At 48.4% G+C, this 22,344-nt stretch carries 16 protein-coding genes and 1 pseudogene; 8 read left to right on the top strand and 9 right to left on the bottom strand.

The genetic code is table 11. From position 1 onward, the window contains the following. Positions 1 to 153 precede the first annotated feature (153 nt). Positions 154 to 957, bottom strand: a complete 804-nt coding sequence (gene dapB, locus ELR70_RS13790) for a 4-hydroxy-tetrahydrodipicolinate reductase (protein ID WP_054017178.1) — start codon at positions 955 to 957, stop codon at positions 154 to 156. A 444-nt stretch (positions 958 to 1,401) separates the two neighbouring features. On the opposite strand from dapB, the gene ELR70_RS13785 reads away from it, so the two are divergent. The 7 genes from ELR70_RS13785 to ELR70_RS13755 all read left to right on the top strand — a co-directional run bounded on the left by ELR70_RS13785 (position 1,402) and on the right by ELR70_RS13755 (position 6,749). Further along, positions 1,402 to 2,715 (top strand): Na+/H+ antiporter NhaC family protein, encoded by a 1,314-nt coding sequence (locus ELR70_RS13785; RefSeq protein ID WP_054017177.1) that lies wholly within the window; start codon positions 1,402 to 1,404, stop codon positions 2,713 to 2,715. Between the two features lie 133 nt (positions 2,716 to 2,848). Next, positions 2,849 to 3,634 carry a nucleoside-binding protein gene (locus ELR70_RS13780; protein ID WP_054017176.1) on the top strand — a complete coding sequence of 262 codons (786 nt, stop codon included), beginning with the start codon at positions 2,849 to 2,851 and terminating at the stop codon, positions 3,632 to 3,634. 142 nt (positions 3,635 to 3,776) lie between these two features. Next, entirely contained in the window at positions 3,777 to 4,277 is a 501-nt protein-coding gene (locus ELR70_RS13775; protein ID WP_054017175.1) for a DUF2867 domain-containing protein, read from the top strand. Further along, positions 4,274 to 4,813, top strand: a complete 540-nt coding sequence (locus ELR70_RS13770) for a TetR/AcrR family transcriptional regulator (RefSeq protein WP_054017174.1) — start codon at positions 4,274 to 4,276, stop codon at positions 4,811 to 4,813. The genes ELR70_RS13775 and ELR70_RS13770 overlap by 4 nt, the downstream gene beginning before the upstream one ends. Further along, on the top strand, positions 4,810 to 5,202 hold the full coding sequence (locus ELR70_RS13765; protein ID WP_054017173.1) for a DUF6463 family protein: 393 nt from the start codon (positions 4,810 to 4,812) through the stop codon (positions 5,200 to 5,202). The genes ELR70_RS13770 and ELR70_RS13765 overlap by 4 nt, the downstream gene beginning before the upstream one ends. 101 nt (positions 5,203 to 5,303) lie before the next feature. Further along, positions 5,304 to 5,777, top strand: coding sequence for a hypothetical protein (locus ELR70_RS13760; RefSeq protein WP_054017172.1), 474 nt, complete (start codon positions 5,304 to 5,306; stop codon positions 5,775 to 5,777). Positions 5,778 to 6,017: 240 nt separating this feature from the next. Beyond that, positions 6,018 to 6,749: a transporter substrate-binding domain-containing protein gene (locus tag ELR70_RS13755; protein ID WP_054017171.1), complete on the top strand. Its 732-nt coding sequence runs from the start codon at positions 6,018 to 6,020 to the stop codon at positions 6,747 to 6,749. Positions 6,750 to 6,946: 197 nt separating this feature from the next. Here the strand turns inward: ELR70_RS13755 and ELR70_RS13750 are convergent, their stop codons facing one another. Further along, on the bottom strand, positions 6,947 to 8,083 hold the full coding sequence (locus ELR70_RS13750; protein WP_054017170.1) for a hypothetical protein: 1,137 nt from the start codon (positions 8,081 to 8,083) through the stop codon (positions 6,947 to 6,949). Positions 8,084 to 8,095: 12 nt separating this feature from the next. Next, positions 8,096 to 8,500, bottom strand: a complete 405-nt coding sequence (locus ELR70_RS13745; protein WP_054017169.1) for a substrate-binding domain-containing protein — start codon at positions 8,498 to 8,500, stop codon at positions 8,096 to 8,098. A 352-nt stretch (positions 8,501 to 8,852) separates the two neighbouring features. Here ELR70_RS13745 and ELR70_RS13740 point away from each other — a divergent pair, with 352 nt between their 5' ends. After that, positions 8,853 to 10,472 (top strand): methyl-accepting chemotaxis protein, encoded by a 1,620-nt coding sequence (locus ELR70_RS13740; protein ID WP_054017168.1) that lies wholly within the window; start codon positions 8,853 to 8,855, stop codon positions 10,470 to 10,472. Positions 10,473 to 10,487: 15 nt separating this feature from the next. Here the strand turns inward: ELR70_RS13740 and ELR70_RS13735 are convergent, their stop codons facing one another. The 6 genes and pseudogenes from ELR70_RS13735 to ELR70_RS13710 form a co-directional block, all read right to left on the bottom strand. After that, a complete protein-coding gene (locus tag ELR70_RS13735; protein WP_054017167.1) occupies positions 10,488 to 10,898 on the bottom strand; it encodes an MAPEG family protein in 411 nt (136 codons plus the stop codon). Between the two features lie 107 nt (positions 10,899 to 11,005). Next, positions 11,006 to 11,716, bottom strand: coding sequence for a hypothetical protein (locus ELR70_RS13730; protein ID WP_054017166.1), 711 nt, complete (start codon positions 11,714 to 11,716; stop codon positions 11,006 to 11,008). 211 nt (positions 11,717 to 11,927) lie between these two features. Beyond that, positions 11,928 to 14,684: an Ig-like domain-containing protein gene (locus ELR70_RS13725; protein WP_054017165.1), complete on the bottom strand. Its 2,757-nt coding sequence runs from the start codon at positions 14,682 to 14,684 to the stop codon at positions 11,928 to 11,930. An 89-nt stretch (positions 14,685 to 14,773) separates the two neighbouring features. Further along, positions 14,774 to 17,415, bottom strand: a pseudogene (locus tag ELR70_RS13720) (glycosyl hydrolase family 18 protein). Positions 17,416 to 17,434: 19 nt separating this feature from the next. Then, positions 17,435 to 19,024 (bottom strand): lytic polysaccharide monooxygenase, encoded by a 1,590-nt coding sequence (locus ELR70_RS13715; RefSeq protein ID WP_054017163.1) that lies wholly within the window; start codon positions 19,022 to 19,024, stop codon positions 17,435 to 17,437. Positions 19,025 to 19,072: 48 nt separating this feature from the next. Beyond that, the gene (locus ELR70_RS13710) at positions 19,073 to 22,234 is read right to left on the bottom strand and encodes a glycosyl hydrolase family 18 protein (protein ID WP_054017162.1); all 3,162 of its coding nucleotides are present in this window, start codon (positions 22,232 to 22,234) and stop codon (positions 19,073 to 19,075) included. Positions 22,235 to 22,344 lie beyond the last annotated feature (110 nt).

Below are 22,344 nucleotides of genomic sequence, written 5' to 3'. Positions count from 1 at the left end.
CTACAAAGCGCTTGGTAACACGCAGTTATTAAAATTTTGGCAAATTCGTTATAGTCTACAGCACTTTCTTAGATTCGTCTAATAATTCACGTAAAAAATAAAAAAATAAGGTTTTTGACGACTTTTACTAACGAACACGCTAAAATAGTAAGCTTACCTCTTCAATCCAAGCACATCTTGCATGGAATAAAGTCCGTTCGGCTTATCTTTTAACCACTGCGCAGCCCTTACAGCACCTGATGCGAAGGTTAATCTTGATGTTGCTTTATGTGTTAATTCCAGCCTTTCTCCCATGGTGGCAAAATAAGCCGTATGTTCACCAACTATGTCGCCAGCTCTGAGCACTGAATAGCCAATTTCTTGTTGACTTTTAGCCTCATGTACCTGAGTTCTGTCATAGCGTGCCACCTGGTCATGATCCCAGCCTTTTGCCTCGGCAATGGCTTCACCAATCGCCAGCGCGGTCCCCGAAGGGGCGTCGACTTTGTTACGGTGATGGGCTTCAAAGATTTCAATGTCCATTTCATCGGCCAGCTTTGCCGCGGCAGTTTGCACCAGGTCCAGCATCAGCGTCACACCGACACTAAAGTTACGCGCAAAAACAATCGGAATAGACTGAGAGGCGTTTTCTAATGCCTGCATTTGTTCTGCACTCAGGCCCGTTGTGCCAATCACCATAGGTGTTTTGTTGGCCACAGCCTGTTGCAGGTGACCAAGCATGCCCTCTGGCAGGGTAAAATCGATCAGTACATCCAGTTCAGGGTCCAGTTGCTGTTCAGAACTGAAAGTCGCCCCGGTTGGTGCTTGCGGCTGCAATGTGGCAATAGACTGGTTAAGGTGTGGCGAGGAATCTCTGACGAACGCGCTACCAAGCTGGCAATGCTGAGACTGTTGGACTGCTTCAATCAGCGCCAGGCCCATACGGCCATTGGCGCCAAAAATACCGATTTGTGTCATTTTACGGTTTTCCTTTGTGTTAGATATGCCACCTGTTTGGTGGTACGGAAACGTATTTTCCCGATTTTCAGCGCAAGAGAGATAAGCTTAATCACCCCGCTTTTATACCAGGTGATTAATTTTGTGCTCTAGAGTTTACCCTATCTCTGTGTCATAGTCAGTTGACAATAATACCAATCTATCCTGTTTTGCGTGCTCATCACTTAGGTCCGACTATTGAGGTCTCGCCCCCTTTACAATGGGGTTTTCAGCTGTCGCAACCTCTGCTCAGGTTCAAAGTCATGTGCTCAGACAGGTAGATTAATATAATAACTAAACACCATGGACTTTGGACGTCTAACCATATAAACTTCCGCCCTCGCCGATTTCAATTATTGCGGGCGATGTAGTTTAAATGCAGCTAATAATGGATTCGTTGGCTGTGGTTAGTTTTTGGGGAGTGCTATGCAGCCAAACTTAAATCACACACAAGCAAAGCTTTCTTTGCTACCACTTTTAACCTTTGTTGGCCTGTTCCTGGGCGCAGGTCTGTACCTGCAATCACAGGGCGTCGACTATGCTTTCTATCAGCTACCGGCACCGGTTGCCATTTTGCCCGCCATAGTGATCGCGTTTTGGATCAACAAAGGCACCATCAACCAGAGCGTTGAAACTTTTATTAAAGGCGCCGGACACAGCAATATCATCACCATGTGTTTAATTTACTTGCTCGCCGGTGCGTTCTCGTCGGTGGCCAGCGCGACGGGCGGCGTTGATGCCGTCGTCAATGCTGGTTTATCGCTGATCCCGCCAAGCCTGTTGTTACCCGGGCTGTTTTTGATCGCGGCAGTGGTTTCAACGGCTATGGGAACGTCCATGGGTACTATCGGTGCCATCGGCCCAATTGCTTATGCGGTATCTGTTAAAACCGGTATCGATCCCGCCCTGATGGCAGGTACTATTGTCTCCGGTGCGATGTTTGGTGATAACCTGTCTATCATTTCTGATACCACCATTGCAGCAACTCGTACTCAGGGTTGTGAAATGAAAGACAAGTTCAGAGAAAACCTGAAAATTGCCCTGCCTGCTGCTGCGCTTACTGTTGCATTACTGGTGTTTTTAACACCTGAACCACAGGCGGTTGAAACCAAGCCATTTGACTGGCTGCTGGTGCTGCCCTATGCCTTTATTTTGGTACTGGCAGTGATAGGCATTAACGTCTTTGTGGTGCTCTTTAGTGGTATTATCTTTGCCGCACTCATGGGGTTCACGGGGGATTATCAGGGCGCTGCATTTGTCAAAGACGTGTACAAAGGCTTCAGTGATATGCAGGAAATTTTCCTGTTATCTATGTTTATCGGCGGTTTGTCTGAGTTTATTCGCGTCAATGGCGGGCTGGACTATCTGGCTCACAAGATCCAGGCAATCACGGCCATCATTGCCAAATGGCACAGAAAAGTGGCCGATCAGTTAGGTATTGCCGCGCTGGTGCTCACCAGTAACCTGTGCATCGCCAACAACACAGTGAGTATTATTGTTGCCGGCCCGGTTGCTAAAAAGCTGGCGGATGATGGTGAGATCTCTGGTAAGCGCTCTGCCAGCCTGTTGGATATTTTTGCCTGTGTCATGCAGGGCTCGCTGCCTTATGGCGCACAGGCTTTATTGCTGGGTGCGACCTTTAAGATCAGTCCGTGGGAAGTCTCTACCTCGTCCTTTTACTGCTTTATTCTGGCGTTTACGGCCATTGCCGTTATATGTTTGCGCCGTCATAAAGACTAAGTCCCCCTCTTTAATGGCATCCTGAGGATGCCATTATTTGTCCTAAACCAAGAAAATGCGTGTTTTTATTCCCCTTGTTTGTTGATTTGCGTTTATAATTCAGCTGTTTATAACCCCATACACACGAGAAACAATGAAAACACCACTTTTTTCTGCGCTCACTCTGAGTCTTATGCTTAGTGCTGGTACGGCTGTGGCGGCTGACTGGAGCAACACTCAACTACACCTCAATCACGGTGAATTTAAAAACCCATTTAGTCAGCAAAAAGCCAATCAGACGATTTACTCTCTGCAGCATGCTTCCGGTTACCGTTATGGAGATAACTTTTTCTTTATCGATTACAGCTCAGACGATCTGGACGATGGTTATCAGGATGGCGACTTTTACGGCGAGTGGTACTCTACATTTAGCCTGGGGAAACTGGCAGATCTGAAGTTTGATAACTCTCCACTACAGGACGTCGGTCTTGTAATGGGCTTTAACGCCGCGGGCGATGCCAAGGTCATGAAGTACCTGCCTGGCGTGAAACTTTCCTGGAATATCGATGGGTTTAATTTCTTCTCTACTACTTTGACAGGTTACATCGACGACAGTCGCGGCGTTAATGCTGGCGGCGCGCCGAAAGAGACCAACAGTTATATGCTGGATGTGGCCTGGGGCTACCCGTTTACCATTGGCGGACAAAAGTTCGAGTTTACAGGTCATGTTGAGTACATTACTGGCCGTGATAACGAAGTGGGCGGTGATGTGAAAGGCTGGCTACTGGCGCAGCCTATTCTGCGCTGGGATCTGGGTCATGCACTGGAGATGCCCGAAAACCAGCTGATGCTGGGTATCGAATGGCAGTACTGGCGCAATAAACTGGGCACAGACACCAACGAGTCAGTGCCTCAGGTGCACCTGGCCTGGACTTTCTAAGCTACGCTTTTTTGCCGGGTCATTACCACTGACCCGGCTTGCGCCCCGTTTATTACTCTCGAATAAAAAACACGCAAAACTGTTGCAGAAAAACATACCATACAGTACGGTATGTTCAGTTATCATCAAACGGAGTTGTTTTATGTTCAGTCAGATCTTGAGCCTGAAGCCTGAGCACGATCGCCTTCAGGCCAAAGCACGTACACACCATTTTCGTGACGCACTACAGGTCACACTCGATACACCATCCTTAACACCTTCTCAGCTGCAATACCGGATTTTTAATACTATGCCCGGCTGGGTAACACAATTGATGCGACTCAGAAATAAGTTAGTCGCTGTATTTGGCTTTTCAGTAGGGCAAGACACGATGGAGCCTGCCAGTGATGAGCTGGATGTTGGCGATCAGGCAGGTTTTCTGAACGTTTGCGAAAAGCACCCTGACGAGATCATCAGCAGCGCTGAGGATCGCCATATGGACTTTTACCTGAGCGTTAAAAAACAGCAAAATACTGTGGTAATATCTACCTTGGTCAATCCAAAAACGTTAATTGGCCGCACTTATCTCACTGCCATTTTGCCCTTTCATTATGTCATCGCGCGATGTGTTATTCACAATGCCAAGAAGGCGGGCAGATTATGAGCGATGCAAAACAAAGTTGGCTGGTATTTGCGCTAAAAACCCTGATCCGCAACGGGCCGGACGCCCTGACCATAGACCGCTTGTGCAGCCGTAAAAAAGTGACTAAAGGCTCTTTTTATCATCACTTTAAAAATCGCCAGGCTTTTATCGATGCACTGATGACTTACTGGTATGAGCAAGCCACTGCACGCCTGATTAGCATTGCCGATACGCAACCCTGCCCCATGACCAGACTGGAACGCCTCGATGAGGCCATTGCAGCCACTGACATAGAAGCCGAACTGCATATACGTGCCTGGGCCCTGAAAGATACCAGCATCCAGCATCACTTGTGCACCATCGACGCTCAGCGCCAGCATTACCTTAAAACCTGTTACCTTGAATTAGGTCTGGAGCCAACTCAGGCAGAACAACTGGCAACCACCAGCTATGCCAGTTTTCTGGGACTACAGCAACTCTACCCTCGGCTGTCCGTACAGGACTGTCTGACACTGAGTTCCCAACAGGCAAAAACGCAACTGGAGACATTATTATGAATCGCGCCGCTTTTTTAGGAAATGGGCTGATATTCACAGGCCTGCTTCACAACCTGGTCGGTATCTTGATGGGCTGGGAGGTACTCACCGCAATGCATCGGGAAGGCTGGTTCGCCACGACCGTCGTCAACGGCAGTTTGCTATTTGACCGCGAAGCCATCGTGTGGTTTCTAAGCAGTGGGGTGTTGTTTTTACTCCTTGGCTCTGTGCTGCGTCAACTCAGCACATATCAGATACCCGTGCCAGGGCTATTTGCCCCCTCACTCACCTTATTTGGTGTGATACTGGCGATCATAATGCCTTTCTCTGGTGCTTATTTATTGATTTTGCTTGGCGCCCTCCCGATATTAAAAGATAAATTCTGGCGCAGGCCGTCGCACTTGTCGTGACTTTTGTCCTAAAGATGTCCAATTAAATGTCGATATAAATTAAGATAAAAGTATTAATCGATACTTTGTATGTTTAGCCAAGCGTGATCAGGGAAAGTGCTATGACATTTATAATTCACCAGACATCCAGAGACATTACCGCTTTTCAGAGTAAACCTGCAGCCACCGCGACAGACGAAGTGGCTGCAACCAAAGAACAACAGACGACGCCGTCTGCAACAGATACCGCAGAAGAAGCCCAGGGCATCACTTTATCTAATGAAGACAAGCATGTACTGTCCGGGGAAAAAGCCAAAGAAGACGCTGAGGAGTTTGAAGATGTCCCTGCCTATATTCAGCGTATGCTGGAACGTCTGGAAAAGCTCAAAGAAGAAATGACCTTACTCAAAGAAGAGTTAATGGCATTGCAAACAGAGCGAGAACCCGATGAGGCAACTCAGCAACTGACAGAAATGAAAAGCCAGTACCTGATGCAGTTGCAGGAGCAGTATTTTGACATGATCAAAAACATTCAGGAAGCGCTGAAAAAAGAAGGGATCACTGATCCCGGCATCATTATTCGCGCTATAACTTAAATTAAATACCAGAATAAACAGGGTTAAGAGACAGTGCTCTAATTATCTCTTTTAACGTGTTAGCGCCTACGATTATTAAGCCTGAGAACGGCATGAGCCATAGTCGCACCGCGAAAAGCAAACAGAATTGAGCTATAACTAATAACAGCCTTCACTTTAGTAAGTGGTAAAATTGTGCAACGCTCCTATGTTATAGCCCTTTTATTACTTTGCTTATTGGTTAGCAAATACAGTTTTGCGATGTGCTCTGAAATACGCATAGGCGGTAGCCCTGATGCCCCTCCCATCAGCTATGCTATTAGTGAAGACAGTTTACGTGGTATCGGGTTTGATTTTGTTCGGCAAATTTTGCCTAAGCAAACGCAAATAAAAATAGCAAAGCCCATGCCCTGGCTCAGAGCCATTCAATGGGCAAGAGATGGCCATATTGATTTGCTGGTTGGTTTGCAACACACCCACTATCCGCCAGACTGGTTTACCTATTTAGAGCCTCCTCTGACAACGTCTGCACACAGTGTGTTTTATCGTCGCCGAGAAATACCGCTGCGTAACTTGCATGCACTTTTGCCACTCAGAGGCGCAGCGTTACGTGAAGCTAAATCAGCCACACATAGCCACACCGGATTTGATCTCACCCAGCTGACCCTGACGACGGCGGATAGCGTTGAAAAAGCCCTTAAAATGCTGGCGCTGGGTCGGATTGATTACTTTATTGCCCCACAGTGGCAGGCCATTAGCAGTTGGTTGAATGTGTATAGTGAGCAGTCTTTACCCCTTGCCATGTTACCTGAACCTGTGCAAATCAACCCTGTGTACCTTGCCCTGTCTAACCAAAGCCCTTGTCTGGCCGACAAAGAGGCATTGGAAGCGGCCATTATCAAAGCAAAACGTGAAGGGCTGATGGAAGCCTTGCTTGAACAAAGCTTCCTCTATTCAAATGTAGTTGATCAGTTTCACAATCTGATACGTTAGTACGAAAAGAGCAAATGTAGGAATCATAAATCATTGTATTTTTAAGATAACAACACTGAGGATAGTACTAACAAGGCTAAAAACGCAGGGGTAATAAAAGCCCGAAATCGGCAAAGTGATATCGGGCTGAGAGTATTTAACAAGGTCACATAGCTTAACCACTGAAACGGTCTGGACCATTCAGCGCGAATACAGGACTAAAAGACAAAATCGACACCCATACTGATGGTGCGCGAATCGCCGTGATAGGCCCAACCGTTAGGCACATCGCCCTGATCGACAAACTTGTCATACTGGACTTTGAAAGCAGCCTTAGGCATAAAGTCATAGCGAACACCAAAGCTCAGCATGTAGTGCTCTTCCAAATCTTCTGTCGGGACTTTGGAGCGTTCATGGTCTGCTTTTGAATAAGATACATAGGGTTGAATATCATCCCAGTGATAGACGAGAGAAACCAGATAGGTAGGAAATTCAGTGCCCAGATCGTCATCGTAGTCAACAAAGTTTGCATCAAAAAGTACCGTGAACTGACTTAAATTGATGCTCCCACCCAGGCCAATAAAGGTCTGAGAAAATGGCGTATATGGGTCAATACTGCCATCTTGCTGAATGGTCTCCCTGTCGCGGTCGTTCTGGAAATAAACAAATCTCAGGTCAAAGTTGTCGCCCGAAATATTCCAGTTCATCCCGGTAATATCGGTCCAGAATTCATTGACGGTACGCGCATTACCACCATACAGCTTATCGTAGTAGAGCATTTCGACGTTATCGTCGGAATACTCGTTACCGTAGAAAAAGGTCAGTGTATTGCTGTAATCACCCAGGTCAAAGCTATACATTGCATGGACCCCGTTAAACTGAGTAACCTGCCACCAATATAAGTTTGCAGGGGGCCGCATCCAGGGGTAAGCATAGCCGACTTCTGAAAACTCAGAAAAATAGTACATGGGGATGTTACGGCGTCCTGCCATCAGGGTAAGCTGATCTGAGGCCTGATAAGTAACATAGTACCAATCGAATTCGGGCTCAAAATCGTCGACTCCTTTGGCGACCAGCTGCGCCGTCACTGAGAACTTTTCATTCAAATCGACCACAGCCTGAACAGCTAAAATTGACTCGGCATTAAAGGTGATATCATTGTCATACTGACCCACATCATAAAAGTCAGCGGTCAATATTTCATCGCGGGTTTGTCCGGGTTTGAGCGGGTCATCCACCGTACCCAGGGTTTTACCGGCAATGATAGAACCATATCCACTTATCCGCATCTCAGCCATGGCCGATGCTGACAGTAATAAAGACAAACAAGATGAGAATGCTAATAATTTTTTCATGATTATGTCCTATTAAAATTTCGCAACAACCTTGACCGAGTCTGTTGCAGCACTCGCGTCAATATATCCGATCGCATCGGGGTTTGAAGCCACAGTCGAGATCACCTCCTGAGCCGAACTCATCTCCTGCGGAGGAGTCCCCTTACCTGTGAACAGAATTTTAGACCAGTAGGCTTTTACCTGGCTGCTGGAGCGGCCTATCACCTTTTCATTAAATTCGTCAGTCGCTGGGTCATCAGCACTGGCACTGATCAGAATCGCATTGCGTCCATTAGAAAAAGACTTTGTTTTTCCTAGGAATATCTTTTTGATTTCACCCTGATCAAAGGATGAATCATTGCTTGGATGAACAATGACAACAACTTCGGCATGTACAGGCAGGGACTGGGCCATACCCAGAAGTGCGGCGCCATACATGGCCGCACAACACACCTTCTTGACGGAGATTGACATAATCGTTTCCTCATGTGAGTGGCAGAATCAAGAAGTTTTGTGCACAAACTTCCCCTTCAAAGTAGTAGAAAGGTTAATAATTAGCCAATTTTTAACAGGTGGTTAGGTAGGACATTGTGCTATTTCTGAGACAATAGTGAATACAGCCCAACAAAGGCCAGACTGGGCAACACGAGCAGTTTGTTAAATTTAACTAAACAATTGGCTTTTTCTTGTCTTATGACTAAAACTTGATAGTGGACTGAACAACTTATCGGCGCACAACGGGGCTGTGGTGCAGATATAAAAACAGCACCTCCCCTTGGAGATTAAGGTTATGCAATGGTTTAAAAACCTACCGTTATTTTACAAAGTTTGTCTAATCGTCGCTCTGTCGGTATCCGTATTTACCGCAAACCTGTTAATTAATTACTTCGCCTTTAAAAGCACACAAAAAGAGCTTATGCTGCTGGAAAAGCAAATTTACAAAACCGTCCAGTTATCCACCATAAACAGTGTGCTTATCCGCCGCGCAGATGAGCTCTACAGTCAGGCCGTCTCTTTTGCAGACAATGACGTGTTGAACCAGGCGTCTCAAACGGTGCAAGACTTGAAAGCCAACCTGGATGAACTGCGCGTGCTGGACCTTGACAATGCCACACAAATTCAGCGCCAACTCAACGCAATTGAAGAATATAAGGCGCTGTCCGAGCAGATCGCGCAGGGCATGATCAACGACACCATAGACTTCAGTACCTTACCTGCCAAAGCAAAACAAAAATCGGAGCTGTTTGAGCAAACCGATAACGATCTGAGCGCTTATCAGCAAAGCGTCGATGCGCTTTTTCAGTCAACCATTAAGAAGGCCTATCAAAGCGGCAATGACGGCCTATGGATGTCAATTCAATCCGGCGTGGTGCTGACCATCCTACTTGTCATTGTGGCTCTGTCGGTGGCGCGTAATATCAGCTTTACCGCCAACGAACTCAGATCATCTTTACGTGAACTTGCAGAAGGACACGGGGATTTGAACCAACGTATAAAAGTATTGGGCAAAGATGAACTCGGTCTCACCGCGCAAAACTTCAATAAGTTTATGGATACCCTGACATCGGCCATTAACGGCGTGATGTCGGTTTCTCAACCTTTGTTAGATACCTCAGAAAAACTGGTTCATAGTACCGAAAAAGTGAGAGAAGTTACTAATACTCAGTCAGCTCAGGCATCACAGACACAACAATCTATCAATGAACTTATTCAGTCTATCGCCAGCATAAGTGAAGCGGCCTCTGCGGCAAATACCGCAGCACATGAAACCGAGCAGGAAGCCCACAACGGCCTGACAGCGGTTACAGACACCATTGCCAATTCCAAAGAGTTAAACCAACAGATCAGTCATGCCGCCGAGGCCGTTAATGATCTTGCCAAAGGCACTGGTAACGTGTCGTCTATCCTAGATGTCATTAGCTCCATCGCGGAACAAACGAACCTGCTCGCACTTAATGCGGCCATTGAAGCCGCTCGGGCTGGTGAACAAGGTCGTGGTTTTGCCGTCGTCGCTGACGAAGTCAGAACTCTGGCCTCACGCACCGGTGATGCCACTACTGAAATTCGCTCCCTGCTCGATTCCTTGCAAAACGCGGCAGATCACAGTGTTAAAATGATGAGCCAGGCCGATGAACAAGCCGCAAGTAATGAAAGCCGGGCATTAAAAGCAGGACAAGCACTGGAAGAGATACAGTCTAAGATTGCCAATATTACGTTGATGAATAATCAAATCGCGTCGGCCACAGAACAGCAAAGCTCTGTGGCCGCACAGGTTGCCGATACCATTGAACAGATGAACGAAGGGCAACAACAGGTACATGCATCATTTGCTGACCTTGACGATGTATCGCACAGACTGCACGAAGCATCAGACAGGCTGGTCGCAGCAACCAGCCAGTTTAAATTATGAGTTTAAACCCCATACTTAATTTGGCCAGGCTGATAACCCAATGATAAATATACCCAGCAGGCTCAGATAACAGACGCCAAATGCAACGCTGCGCAATATTTTCTGGCCGAAGTAGTAACACAACATGTGCCCGACCCTGGAGACAAGGTATGTTAAGGCTATTGCATTCAGCCACCAGGGATCCGCACCGGAAAACATGGCAAAGAGTATGACCAACACGAATATACCGAGCGTCTCATTACTGTTCGCAAATACCCGGTTACAACGAAATAGCCAGTCATCCGGGTCCTGAGTAACTGCGACTCCCGGAGGATGCTTTTGCTTAATGGCGACAATATCGACAATCGCCAGTTGGATTAAGAATAATGCACCCGACAGGCCGAGCACCAAAATGCTAAGATGATATGGCGCCAATAGTTCTGCCATGTATGGCTCCTGTGTTTTTATGATTTAGGTTCAGGTACTGTGACTCGGGTTGTATCTGAGGTCAATCGAACATTCATATGACCCCATGGCACTTACTTAACTCCCCTTTAATTATCCACACCTTTAAAGGCAACGTCTTGTGTTTCAAGGGAGAAAATTTTGCCATTGTCCAGTTCAATCTCGATATAAAAAGTCATATTCACTGGATAGTCTGGCCCGGTATTCAATATCAAATTACGTGTAAACCCGGCATTTAGCCCGCCATTGGCTTGACCATATTGCACATACTCCTCAACCGTAAAAAACGTTTTCACGTCGTTTTTATAGCTGTAGTACTTATTCAGCGTATCTGCATAAGTCACGGAAAACAGCGCATTCAGCTTAGAACCGGATGGATAGGCCTCGCTAAAGTCGGACGCTGAGGTAATATCAATTGAGACGATGTCCTCTTCTGTGTGAGGCGGTATGGGCGACAAAGCATAGGCTTTTGTGATCAACGAAAACGAATGAGGTATATCAAGCCAGGATGCCGTTGTGACCGACTTAGTTTGAGTGTCCAGACCAAAAACAATGTCCTGATAGGTCACTTGCTCAGTTACCTGATACGGCGTGTCCCGATTATATTCAGGGTTTTGCGTATCTTGTTCCGCCAGTCGATTGTAAATGCGAACTTCAAATCCTTGGGTGACTATTTTTGAATTTTTCTCGCTGGGCTTGGGTTGTCCCCCCTGCCCGGGAGCCGTGCCATCGCTGCCAGAACCACAGCCTGTTAACACGCCCGATAGCGCCAGTACACCCAGTGTTTTCATCCTCATCATGTCTTGTCCTTAAACTGCAAGTACGTCATATTCTATCTGGATATGTATTGGTAACAATGGCTTGTGTGTTATTAAATGTTACTCATTGCACAATTAAACACTATGCTCTGTTTGCTAATGTAACGTGCAGCCGCTTTTTAAGGGCTTAGTTCGTTTTTTCATTCCAAAGAGAGGGCCTGATGTCAATGACAGATCAGGCCCCAATGTCAGTTTAGTTACATGCCCCCATCACTTTCCACACTGCCCAGCGGCTAGAATTGTCGGCCGGATTCTGGTTGCGTGTCCACCACTTGGCCTGGAAAAACCGACCGTTATAACTCACCTGTTCACCCGCGGTATAAACCGTATTAGCGGACCAGGCACCGACTCGACATCCAGGAGTCTTTGTTTTGACATTTATGTTGTGTGTGGCTGAGCGAGTTTGCAGCCCACCTTTATCGCTGGCCACCGCATAAACCTCATAAGTACCCGCTTCGCTCAAAGACACCGAGGCAGAGTAAGGTTTTGTGTGACTGCTTGCCACCTGTTTGCCATTAACAAAATAGCGGATCTGAGCCAGGTCCCCATCCTTATCAGACGCACTGACCTGTAGTGCGATTGGCTGACCCAGTGCAAACTCACTGCCATTTTTGGGGCTGTTCAGGGTTACCTCTGGTGCATGGGTCTCACTTTTTATGGCATTCACTTTGATTGTGCGTGAAACTGCTGCGGAGCGGGCCCCCTTGTTATCTATGGCAACCGCACTCAGGGTGTATTCTCCAGCTTGTTTTGCGTCGAAGTGAAATGCATAAGGTGCTTGAGTAAGCTCACTCAGCAACTGCCCATTGACACTAACTAGCACCTGTTTAATCGTGCCATCTCTGTCGGTTGCATTTAATGCCACCGCCACCTTGCTGCCTTCACTCACTTCGAGGTAATTATCTGGTGATAAGAAGGTCAGTTCAGGTGCCTGATTTGGTTGCTCCGCTTTGATACCACACTCAACGCCGCGCTGCCATACGCCCCAGGAACCCGAGTTATGCGCGGGGCTCTGACCTCGGTTCCACCATTTAGCCGTATACTCAAAACCATCAAAGGACGCTTTATTACCCTGGACATAGACCTGGTTTTCTCTCCACTGGGGTGTCTGGCATTGCGCAGGGTCAATTAAGGTAAAGCGCACAGGCTCAGAGGTTACTGTCAGACCTTCATTGTCTTCTACAATCGCACTGAGTTGATAGGTGCCGGTTTCATCGCTTTGCCAGTGCACCTCAAAAGGCTCAGCAGTTAATGTCCGATATTGCTCACCGTTTACAACAAAAGTGACTTTAACAACCTCACCATACTCATCTTTTGCATCAGCACTGAAGGTCAACTCTGACTCAATCTTAAAGCGGCTGCCCTCACCCGGGCTCGTTATGGTTATTTCCGGCGCTTTATTTTCTGTACAGGCAAAAACCCCCACTTGTTTAAACGCCGCGCCGACATCTTTAGTGTCGTAACCCAGCTCCTCGGCAGCATCGGTAACACCGCAAGCCAGAGATTCAAAACTGCCGTTGTAAACCCAGTAGTATTTGTTGGCGTGCAACATCACTTCATAGGCATTTTTCACGCCCCAGCCTGATGTATTTGCCAGGTGATAAAATGCTTTGTTAAACACCCCAGAACTGTAATGAACATCCAGCCCCACGGTATAGTCATCCGCATGACCAATCGACTTACCGTCTTTCGTTGGGTCATTCATATAACGCAATGCTGTACGGTTTTTGAAAATGCTGGCACCTATTAACCAATCGACCTCGCAGCTGCCATCGGCGTCTTGATTCAAAAAGCACTCCAGTGCTTCCGATGTCATATCTGAAAACGCTTCGTTCACACCACCAGACATACTGCTGTAAACGAGCTTGGAGTTTTGTGACGTCACACCATGGGCAATTTCATGGGCGACCACGCCCAATGATGTAAAGGGATACACACCATAACGAGACAAGTTGCCGTCGCCAAACGTCACTTCTTTGCCATTCCAAAATGCATTGAGGTAATTTTCTCGGTAGTGCACCCTCATCACCAAATCGCCTTCCAGTGCGCGGCTGCTGTACCAGTCATCGAACATCTCCAGCGTCGCTTTACCATAATACATGGCATCATTCAGCGGAGAATACGCACCATTAACTGACTTATGCTGGTTCTCATGGCAATCAAACACAAAGGTCTCTGCATTACTGATGCCATGTTCCATGTCGATCACACGAATATCATCATGCGCCAGGGCACAACGCCCATCTGCACGTTCTGTGGCATAAAACTTAGGTTTGTCCTCACCAAAATAGTGTCGGCCGATTTTCTCATTACCGCCGGGGCCCGTGCCAATTTTGCCGTGGGTTAGGGTTTCAACATGACTCAAAACCTCCGCACTATGGGCATCAATAAAGAACTCTGGTCGGCTGGGTGCTTGCTCTGTCTCGGCAAAAAATGTGATCATGTATGCCAATCTAAAGCTATTCTGGTAAGGATAAACCACCAGTTCGACCTGCTCATCATGCGTGAGCAAGAGATCCGGAATACTCGCCTTTGCGCTACTCAGCGCTTGTGCTTCATCAATTGATGCGACCACCGAATCCAGCTTTGGGGCCGCTACCACCGAACCACTGACCCCTGTTATATTCCCCTCAGGTGAAAACCACACACTAAACAGGTTTTGTGCATCATGATGGGTCACAATTTCCCCTCCATGTACCCGTATTCCCTGGTAATACTGACTGCGACGAAGGTGCTTGCCATCTTTGCTGCGGCTGTGGGTTTTAAATTCAAAGCCAGCCTGAGCACTTGCCTGACGGGACTGAAAAAAGCGCGTTGACTGCTGCAACTGTTCGATCAGTTGTGACTCCAGCTGCTTGTTACTGTGGACACTGATTGGCGCGGTGCTAGCTGTAGCACCAAACACGCACATCGCGGCGAGAAAAGACGCTATGGGTGATAACTTATACATAATTATACTCTTATTGTTCGTTGTTTTTATTTGTCTGATAGAAGCGCGTCCCTGCGCTATTTTGGGGTTATCCGTAAGCGTGAGTTAATTTATAGCTTGCGCCAAACGCCATTACTGCCAGGCGTCTGACCTCGGGTCCACCAGCGTGCCTGCCAGGTTTCACCGTTATGCGTAACCTTGTCACCGCCGGTATAAACCAGGTCACTGCGCCATGCGCGTACTTTGCCATCGTCTGGGATGATCTCCTGCCACACACCGCCATTGGCGGGCAGCGCACCTCGTGTCCACCAGCGGGCGCGATATTCAACGCCTTTGTAGAACACCTTATCGCCACCCACATACACTTTGTTGGCATCCCAGGTGGTGTTGCCATCGCCTGGCGTCGGATCAGGCGTATCAGCCAGATTTTTCACGGTAACGTTAAACTGACGCTGCACTTCGTGGATGCCATCGGTGACAGTCACAGTACCAGTCACAGTCTGTGTTTTATCTACTTCGGAGGCGGTCAGGGTCACAGATGCGCCCTGGCCGCTTGTTGTGTGACCAGGCACATGCCAACGATAGCTCAGTGTCTTACCTTCCGGATCAGTGGCACTCACAGTCAGCGTTTTGCTGGTCTTTTCATCCAGACTAATACTCGCTATGTCTCCAACAATTGGGGCTTTGTTTTCAACTACCGGCGCTTTTACCTGTACTTTGACTTGTCGCTGTACCTGGTTCACCCCATCGGAGACCTGTAAGTTGATAGTAAAAACAGAGTCCTGAGAGACATTGGGCGCCGTCACGATAACGCTGTCATGCTCGCTTTGCAGATGCAGCTGATCATCGCCTGACCAAAGGTAGGTCAGCGCTTTACCTTCGGGGTCGCGCGCATCAGCAGTCAGAATATAAATGTCTCCCGCTGCCAGCGTCAGGTTGGTCTGCATAGTGACTATGGGTGCTTTATTCACGGGTACCGGCTCAGTCACTTTCCCGGCCAAACCTTCGTGCATGGCATTGAGAATATCACCGTTATCCGCATCAATTTCCCAGGCGAACAAACCACCCAGATTGTGCTCACGGACATATTTTCCCTTAGCTCTGACTGAACGCGGGCTGTCATAGGTCACCAGCGTTCCTGTATCGCGATTCCACACATAGGCAGCTTCGGCAGTGGTGTCATAACCCACTTCAAAGCCATTAATGCCGTGCTCACCACTGCCAATCATGTGCGCTTTTAGGCCTTTATAGTCAATGACACCCGCTTCCCAAACGCCCTGTGACGTGCTGCCTCGTAACTTACCATTGGCTGGTGCCGTCATCGGGTTATCTGCGATTTGGGCATTTTTTGGATAAACCCCTTCCCAGCCACGTCCGTACATGGCTGCTCCGACTACGAGTTTTTCGCTGGGCACACCTTGTTTAAGTAGCAACTGAATAGCATTGTCCAGCGTATATGCAGGGCCTTTTCTTGCCTCACCTTGATCATCAACACCCGTGCCCCGGCATTCATCCGAACTCAGATGTGAACCACAGTAAATACCCGTCTGATGGCCGGTTTCATTGTTCCAGCCACCATAAAAGTCATAGGTCATGGCAAAGATATAGTCCATGTACTGAGCAGCGTCGCGATAGTCAACATCTTCGATTTTGTCCCAGCCGGTACCTATGGCTGAAGTTAATTCGTATTCACGACCGGTTTGAATTTCCAGCTCATCCAGCATCTCTCTGAGCTCTTTCATCAGCAATACATAGGTTTCGCCATCCGTACTGGAACCCAAATCAGGGTGAGCACCATCACCTCCGGGGAATTCCCAGTCAATGTCCACGCCGTCATAGAATTTCCAGGTGGTCAGGAACTTGCGCATTGACTTCACAAAAGTGTCGCGGTTTGCTTTGTCCGTGAAATCAAAGAAGGGATCGGATAAGGTCCAGCCCCCCACCGAAGGTAAGATCTTCAGGTCCGGGTTACGCTGTTTCAGCGCCATTAATTGCGCGTAGGTGCCACGAATTGGATCTTTACTGCTGATCCCAGGCAGCGCCTTTTGCACCGCAGCCCAGGGATCGTGGATCACCACTTCATAGTCTTCAGAGCTGCCGCAGGCCAACTTTAACGCGTGCAGGCTATTGCCATTTTCTATCTCAGCCAGCGAGTCATTCGGACCACAAATAGGAATAAAGCCATATAAAAGGTGGGTCAGGTTATCTGCCGGGATTTGGGTCACATCAAAGTTTCTGCCGTATATCCCCCACTCAACAAAATAGGCGCCTACCACCGTATTGGGATCAGTGTCATATTGCTTGTTGTTTGGGTTGACGTTCAGCTTAAGAGGCTCCAGGTGCCCGCCATCAGTATCCGCGATCACGATAGGCTTGCTGGCAGAGGTGGCACAGCCCGACGCATCACATAGTGCAATACGCAATTCATGACGCCCTGATTTATGATAAGGGAAGCGGATCACCCCGCTGGTGGTGCCTTTCGCCAGCTGTCCTTCATTGACCACCTTATCATCAAAGTATACTTTGTAGCTGTCTCCTCCCTTGCCCGACCAGGCATTCCACTCTATGGCAATATCGACCACTTCTTTGGCCTGGATCAGCTGTTTGTATGACCCTCGGCCATAAATATTCACATCAACAAAGGAGTAGTTTTGCGGTTTCCAGTTAATGCTCGGGTTGATGGCGCAGCGACAGCTGTCGCTACTGATAAAGCTGATGCGACCGCAGCCGCACTGATCAAATAGTTCAACATGTTTTTTCCTCGTTCGTTGTTATAGTTTTTTCCACACGCTGTGTTTGCCAGGTTGCTGGCCTCGGGTCCACCAGCGCGCCTGATAACGCTCGCCCTGATAGCGCACAATTGTACCGCCGGTATAAGCCGCAGAGGCTTGCCATAGGTCTTTTGGTTCAGAAGGTGACGCTATGCGCTCCCAGGCATGGCTTGTATCGGGACGTTGCCCGCGAACCCACCATTTGGCGCGATATTGGCTGCCGTTAAAGCTGACAATGTCTCCACCGGTATAGACCTTATCCGCCTGCCAGGCATCACTATCGGGGGGCGTCGGGGTATCATTTTGGTTGGTCACGGCAATGACCAGATTGACTGAGGTGCTAAGTTGCCCGTCGGAAACAGTGACTTTGCCGCTAAATTGCGTGTCTTTATCCACCTGTGGAGCCGTGACTGTGATGGTTGCGCCGTTGCCGGTGTAACTGACTTGGGCGGGCAACTGCCAGTCGAAATCCAGTCTGCTTTGTTGATCATCAAAGGCATGCACATGCAAATGTGCGCTTTGTCCTTCTTGCACCGTCAATATAGCCGGGGTATGCACTGTGGGTGGCGTATTCACAGGCTTGGTAACCACACTGAGATTAAAGGTATACGCCTGGTCGCTCACAAAAACCTGATTGCTCGCCAGGTTGGTTGCATCAAAGTGAATATTGCCATGCTCATCTTGCACCCCAATGCGGATCAGTGCAGTAAACGCCTCATTGAGTTGAGTCGCAAAATACGCTGGCCAGTCGGCAAGGCGCTGCTCAGAAATGGTGAGTTTTTCCTGAATAAGCTCTTTACCATTGCCGTCGAACGCCCGCAGCCAGACCGTGTCGCCAATATTGGCCTGCTGCCCCTGACGCAAATAATACCCGGCGCTGTGCCAGCTTTGTGGCGGCTGGGGTTCAGCGTCTCTGATGATAGTAATGTCACTACAGTTATAAAAACCTTCTCCGACCACATCGTCCCGTTGCCAGCGGCTGTACAGAACAGCATCGCCTGAAAACTTGTCAGGTATGGCCACTGTCATCTCGTAGTAACGTTTACCGTCAGGTGCCATAAAAAAGTCAATGTTGCCATGGCTTTGCACCAGTTCCAGATCGGTCCAGCTGAGCGCTTTGTTTTCAAAATCAACACCCGGCTTGGTCAGATAGAACTGCCAGAAACTCGGGTTGTGCGGCGTCGTGGCGCGATAGCGTATCTTGATTTTCCCCTGACCATCGACCGTCACAGGGGTTTTCTGCCAGTCTTTTGAGGGTAAACCCATGCCGGCTTTATTTTTATCGCCAGCATGGCATAAAGTCCCATCGGGAATGTTCGCCTCAACCGCACTTTGATCGTTAAACTCTGCTGTATTGACGGCAAATTCATGCTTCTGGATAAACTGCACATGGCCGGATTTCAAAAATGCGGCACGACAAGCTGCATTGGGGATTTTGGAACCATCTTTTGGCCACCAGAATCCGCCCTGCTCCTGACAAATCGCCTGGCGGGCCTTAGGAAAGTCCATATAGCCGTGCGCTAATGCCTGATTGGCAGCAGCCAAGATCATCCCCACGGCCATAGCCGACAGGGTTTTATTATATTTCATAGGGATATCTCCTGCGGTGGCAGTTATGCCACCGCTATTTGTTGAGGATTACAGCGAGCAAACCTGCTGCCAGGCACCACCATTGGATGGCGTAGCATTGGTCCACCACTTTGCTTTGTAGACGTAACCGTTATGGATCAGCATGTCGCCACCGAGCGCATGACTCGGTGTACCTGCCCAATTAGTGCGAGGCCACTGTGGATATTGGTTGATATTACTCAGCTCAACGCCTTCACAAAGCGTGCCGGATGGTGGATTACCACCGGATGTGTCGTCCGACTTTTTCGCTACAGGTAATTCGGGGTATTCGCTACTGAAGGCGTATTGCTTGCCGTCTTTTTCGATGACAAAGTTGACCGGTCCCGTGATAGGCATGTAGTACATCACCTGAGCATTTACGGTCTCCCCCGGCTTAAACGACTCCAGCTGACCACCCCACTCGTTTTTCAGGGTAATTGAGAAACGATGGAATTCGTTGTCAAAGCCACCAATGTTATTACCGCGTGTGTTGCTGGCATCTTGCTCTACTTTCATACCCAGCTTTTTGCGGGCATTCCAGTTGGACTTGAAAATCGCAGAGGTTGAGACTGGTACATTGAAGCTGATAGTTGCGCCGCTCAGGTCCAGCTCTGAGTGGTTAGTGAATGCGAATGTAGGTCTGATCGGGTAGTTCTGATCACCAACTGGGAAGTCTTTGACATCAAAGCGAATATCAACCGCTGACTCAGGCACAACAAACTCGGCATCACCTTGTGCCGTTGCGTAGTCGGTACCATCTTGATTGAAGGTGTTGTAGGCAAGGCTAGTCATGGTCGAGCCCATGAAGTACTCACCTTTATCCGCATGGTAGTCGAAGTCGCCGGCAAGCTCCCAGAACATCACGCCACCCAGGCCTTTTTCAACCACATAATTGAGCTTAGTCTGCATGGATTCGGTATCTTCCATGGACAGAAAAACTTTTTTCTGTGCATTGTACAGCCAGGGCGCGACAGCGATGTCATCGTAATGCCGCACATAGTCGCCAAGCAGCACATCATCCGAGTCTGTGGCAGGCGTCAGGCCATAGTCTGTCAGGTAGCTTGGGTTGATACCATGTTGCAAGTTCTTTGCATGCCATAAGGGGTTAGAACCTGCTGCAACTTCTTGTCCATTTTCTATGTCGTGCCAGAGGTTGTCTATGCCAATCGCACCATTACCGCATTTGTTCTTCTCACCGATCCCTGTTCCTTTCGGACAGGCGTTTTGATCAGGCAATGGCGCACGACCCCAGAGGCCATTCTCACCACCACGTACATCCTTAAATCCACGGGTGTAATATGGAATACCTATGTTGATCCGCCCCGCAGGCAATGCACCTCTGAAATAATTCACGGCCCAGTCTGTGTTGAGATAACCGATTCCGCCGAACTCTTTGGTACCATAGACATTCCAGGTTTTCAGCTCGGTGTCTTTACCCGTGTCATACAAAGGCGCATTGTGGCCGACATGGTCGTTCCAGGCGCCGTGCAGGTCGTAACTCATGATGTTAACAAAGTCGAGATATTGCGCAGTCTGGAAAGTTTCCATTCCTCTTAGCAAATAGCCTGAGGACGGAGAGGCAATGGTTAGCATATAGTGCTTACCATCCTGCTCACCCGCTTTATCCAGCGCTTCACGCAAAGATTTCATCAGCACCTGATAAGACTTATTCAGGCCAGCACGACGCTGGTTGCTGATCTCAAAATCTTCAGGATGGCCCGAGTCCTTCATCGAGGACGGGTATTCGTAGTCAATGTCCAGACCATCAAAACCGTACTGACGTAAGAAGGCTACAGAGCTGGCAACAAAGGCTTTTATCCCCTCGTGATTAACACTGCCGTCGGCATGGGTGGTCATAGTGTAAAACCCGCCACTGTTGACGCGCTTACCGGCTTCATCGAAGTAACCGCCCGTTTCAGCCCAGCCACCAACTGAGATCATGGTTTTGACGTGTGGATACTGCTTTTTGTAACGATTCAATAAGTTAAAGTGACCAGTATAGGGCAAACTTGGGTCCATTTCGGCGCCCACCTCACCCGGCCAGGTCATATTGGTTGCAGCGTTGCCCTCAGCTTTAGGGTCGCCAATGCTTAGCTCATTTCGGCTATTTACATGAGCAAAGGCATAGTTAATGTGGGTGATCTTGTCCCAGGGAATATCATTGACCAGATAACTTGGCTGACCATTTTTACCATGACGCCAGCTGGTAAAGTAACCAATCACGCGCCGAGGATGATCAGTCCCCATTTTTTCCCGACCTTCGCTATCGTATACATCACAATAGGCACTGGTTACGCCGGGTGTGCGATATAGACCGGCGGGCAAACAGTCCAGCTGGTTTGTTTGATCGTTCCCAGTTTCTTTTACGATAAAGGTACGGCGAATGGACTCAGACACCAGTCCATGCTCGTCCGTTGCCTGCAAAGTAAACTCATGACGACCCGCTGACGCAGCTGACCACTCATAATGCGCCTCAGTCAGTTCTGTACGTTTAACCTCTTCCCCATTTAGCGTCAGTACCTGAGTTAAACCGTCATTTTCTTTGTCATGGCTTCGCAATGTGAGGCGAACCACACTACCAACTTCCAGTTCACTGGGCAGTTCAGCTGTCAGCCGTGAAACAGGTGCGGTATTTTTTTCTTCCGGCGGTACGGCTATAACCTGCACAGTGTGTTTTGCCGATACCGACTTTGCACCATCGTCATCAATCGCAACAGCATGGAAAACGTGATCCCCGACGCGTGCCTTCCAGTTAAGCACATAAGGAGCATGGTCCAGTACTTTAACCAAAGCGTCATTGTGATATACAGAAACCTGCTTGACGACGCCGTCGCTGTCATGCGCACTAAAAACGAACAGAAGCTTTTCACCTTCAGTCACTTTCATATCACTATCGGGCTGCTTCAGCTTAATCACAGGTGATTGATTAGGTTGCTCAGCCCCGAGACATTCTCCCTGTTTGCGCCACTCCTGCCATTGGCCAGAGCGCAGCTTAGGTGATGAACGGTTCCACCAATTTGCAGTGTAGGCAATGTTATCTTGTTGCACCTGTTGACCAGCAGTATATACCTGACCTGCTCGCCACTTTGGTAATTCGCCACAATCCACTTCTGCATGCGCGTAATGTGCAGCTAATGCCAGTGCTATTGCGCTGAACTTAATAGTTGGCTTTTTCATGTTAACTAGTTGCATAAATGCATCCTCACTTGTTTTTATTTTTAACCTGACGTCAATGGAAATGAAGTAATTCCCTATCATCGGTGCAGGCGGAGGCAGTGTATCGACGCAAAAAAACATAACAA

Source organism: Pseudoalteromonas sp. R3 (genome assembly GCF_004014715.1).
Taxonomy (GTDB): domain Bacteria; phylum Pseudomonadota; class Gammaproteobacteria; order Enterobacterales; family Alteromonadaceae; genus Pseudoalteromonas.
Note: the sequence above shows the minus strand (reverse complement) of the source record. Positions and strands in the feature narration are given on the sequence as shown.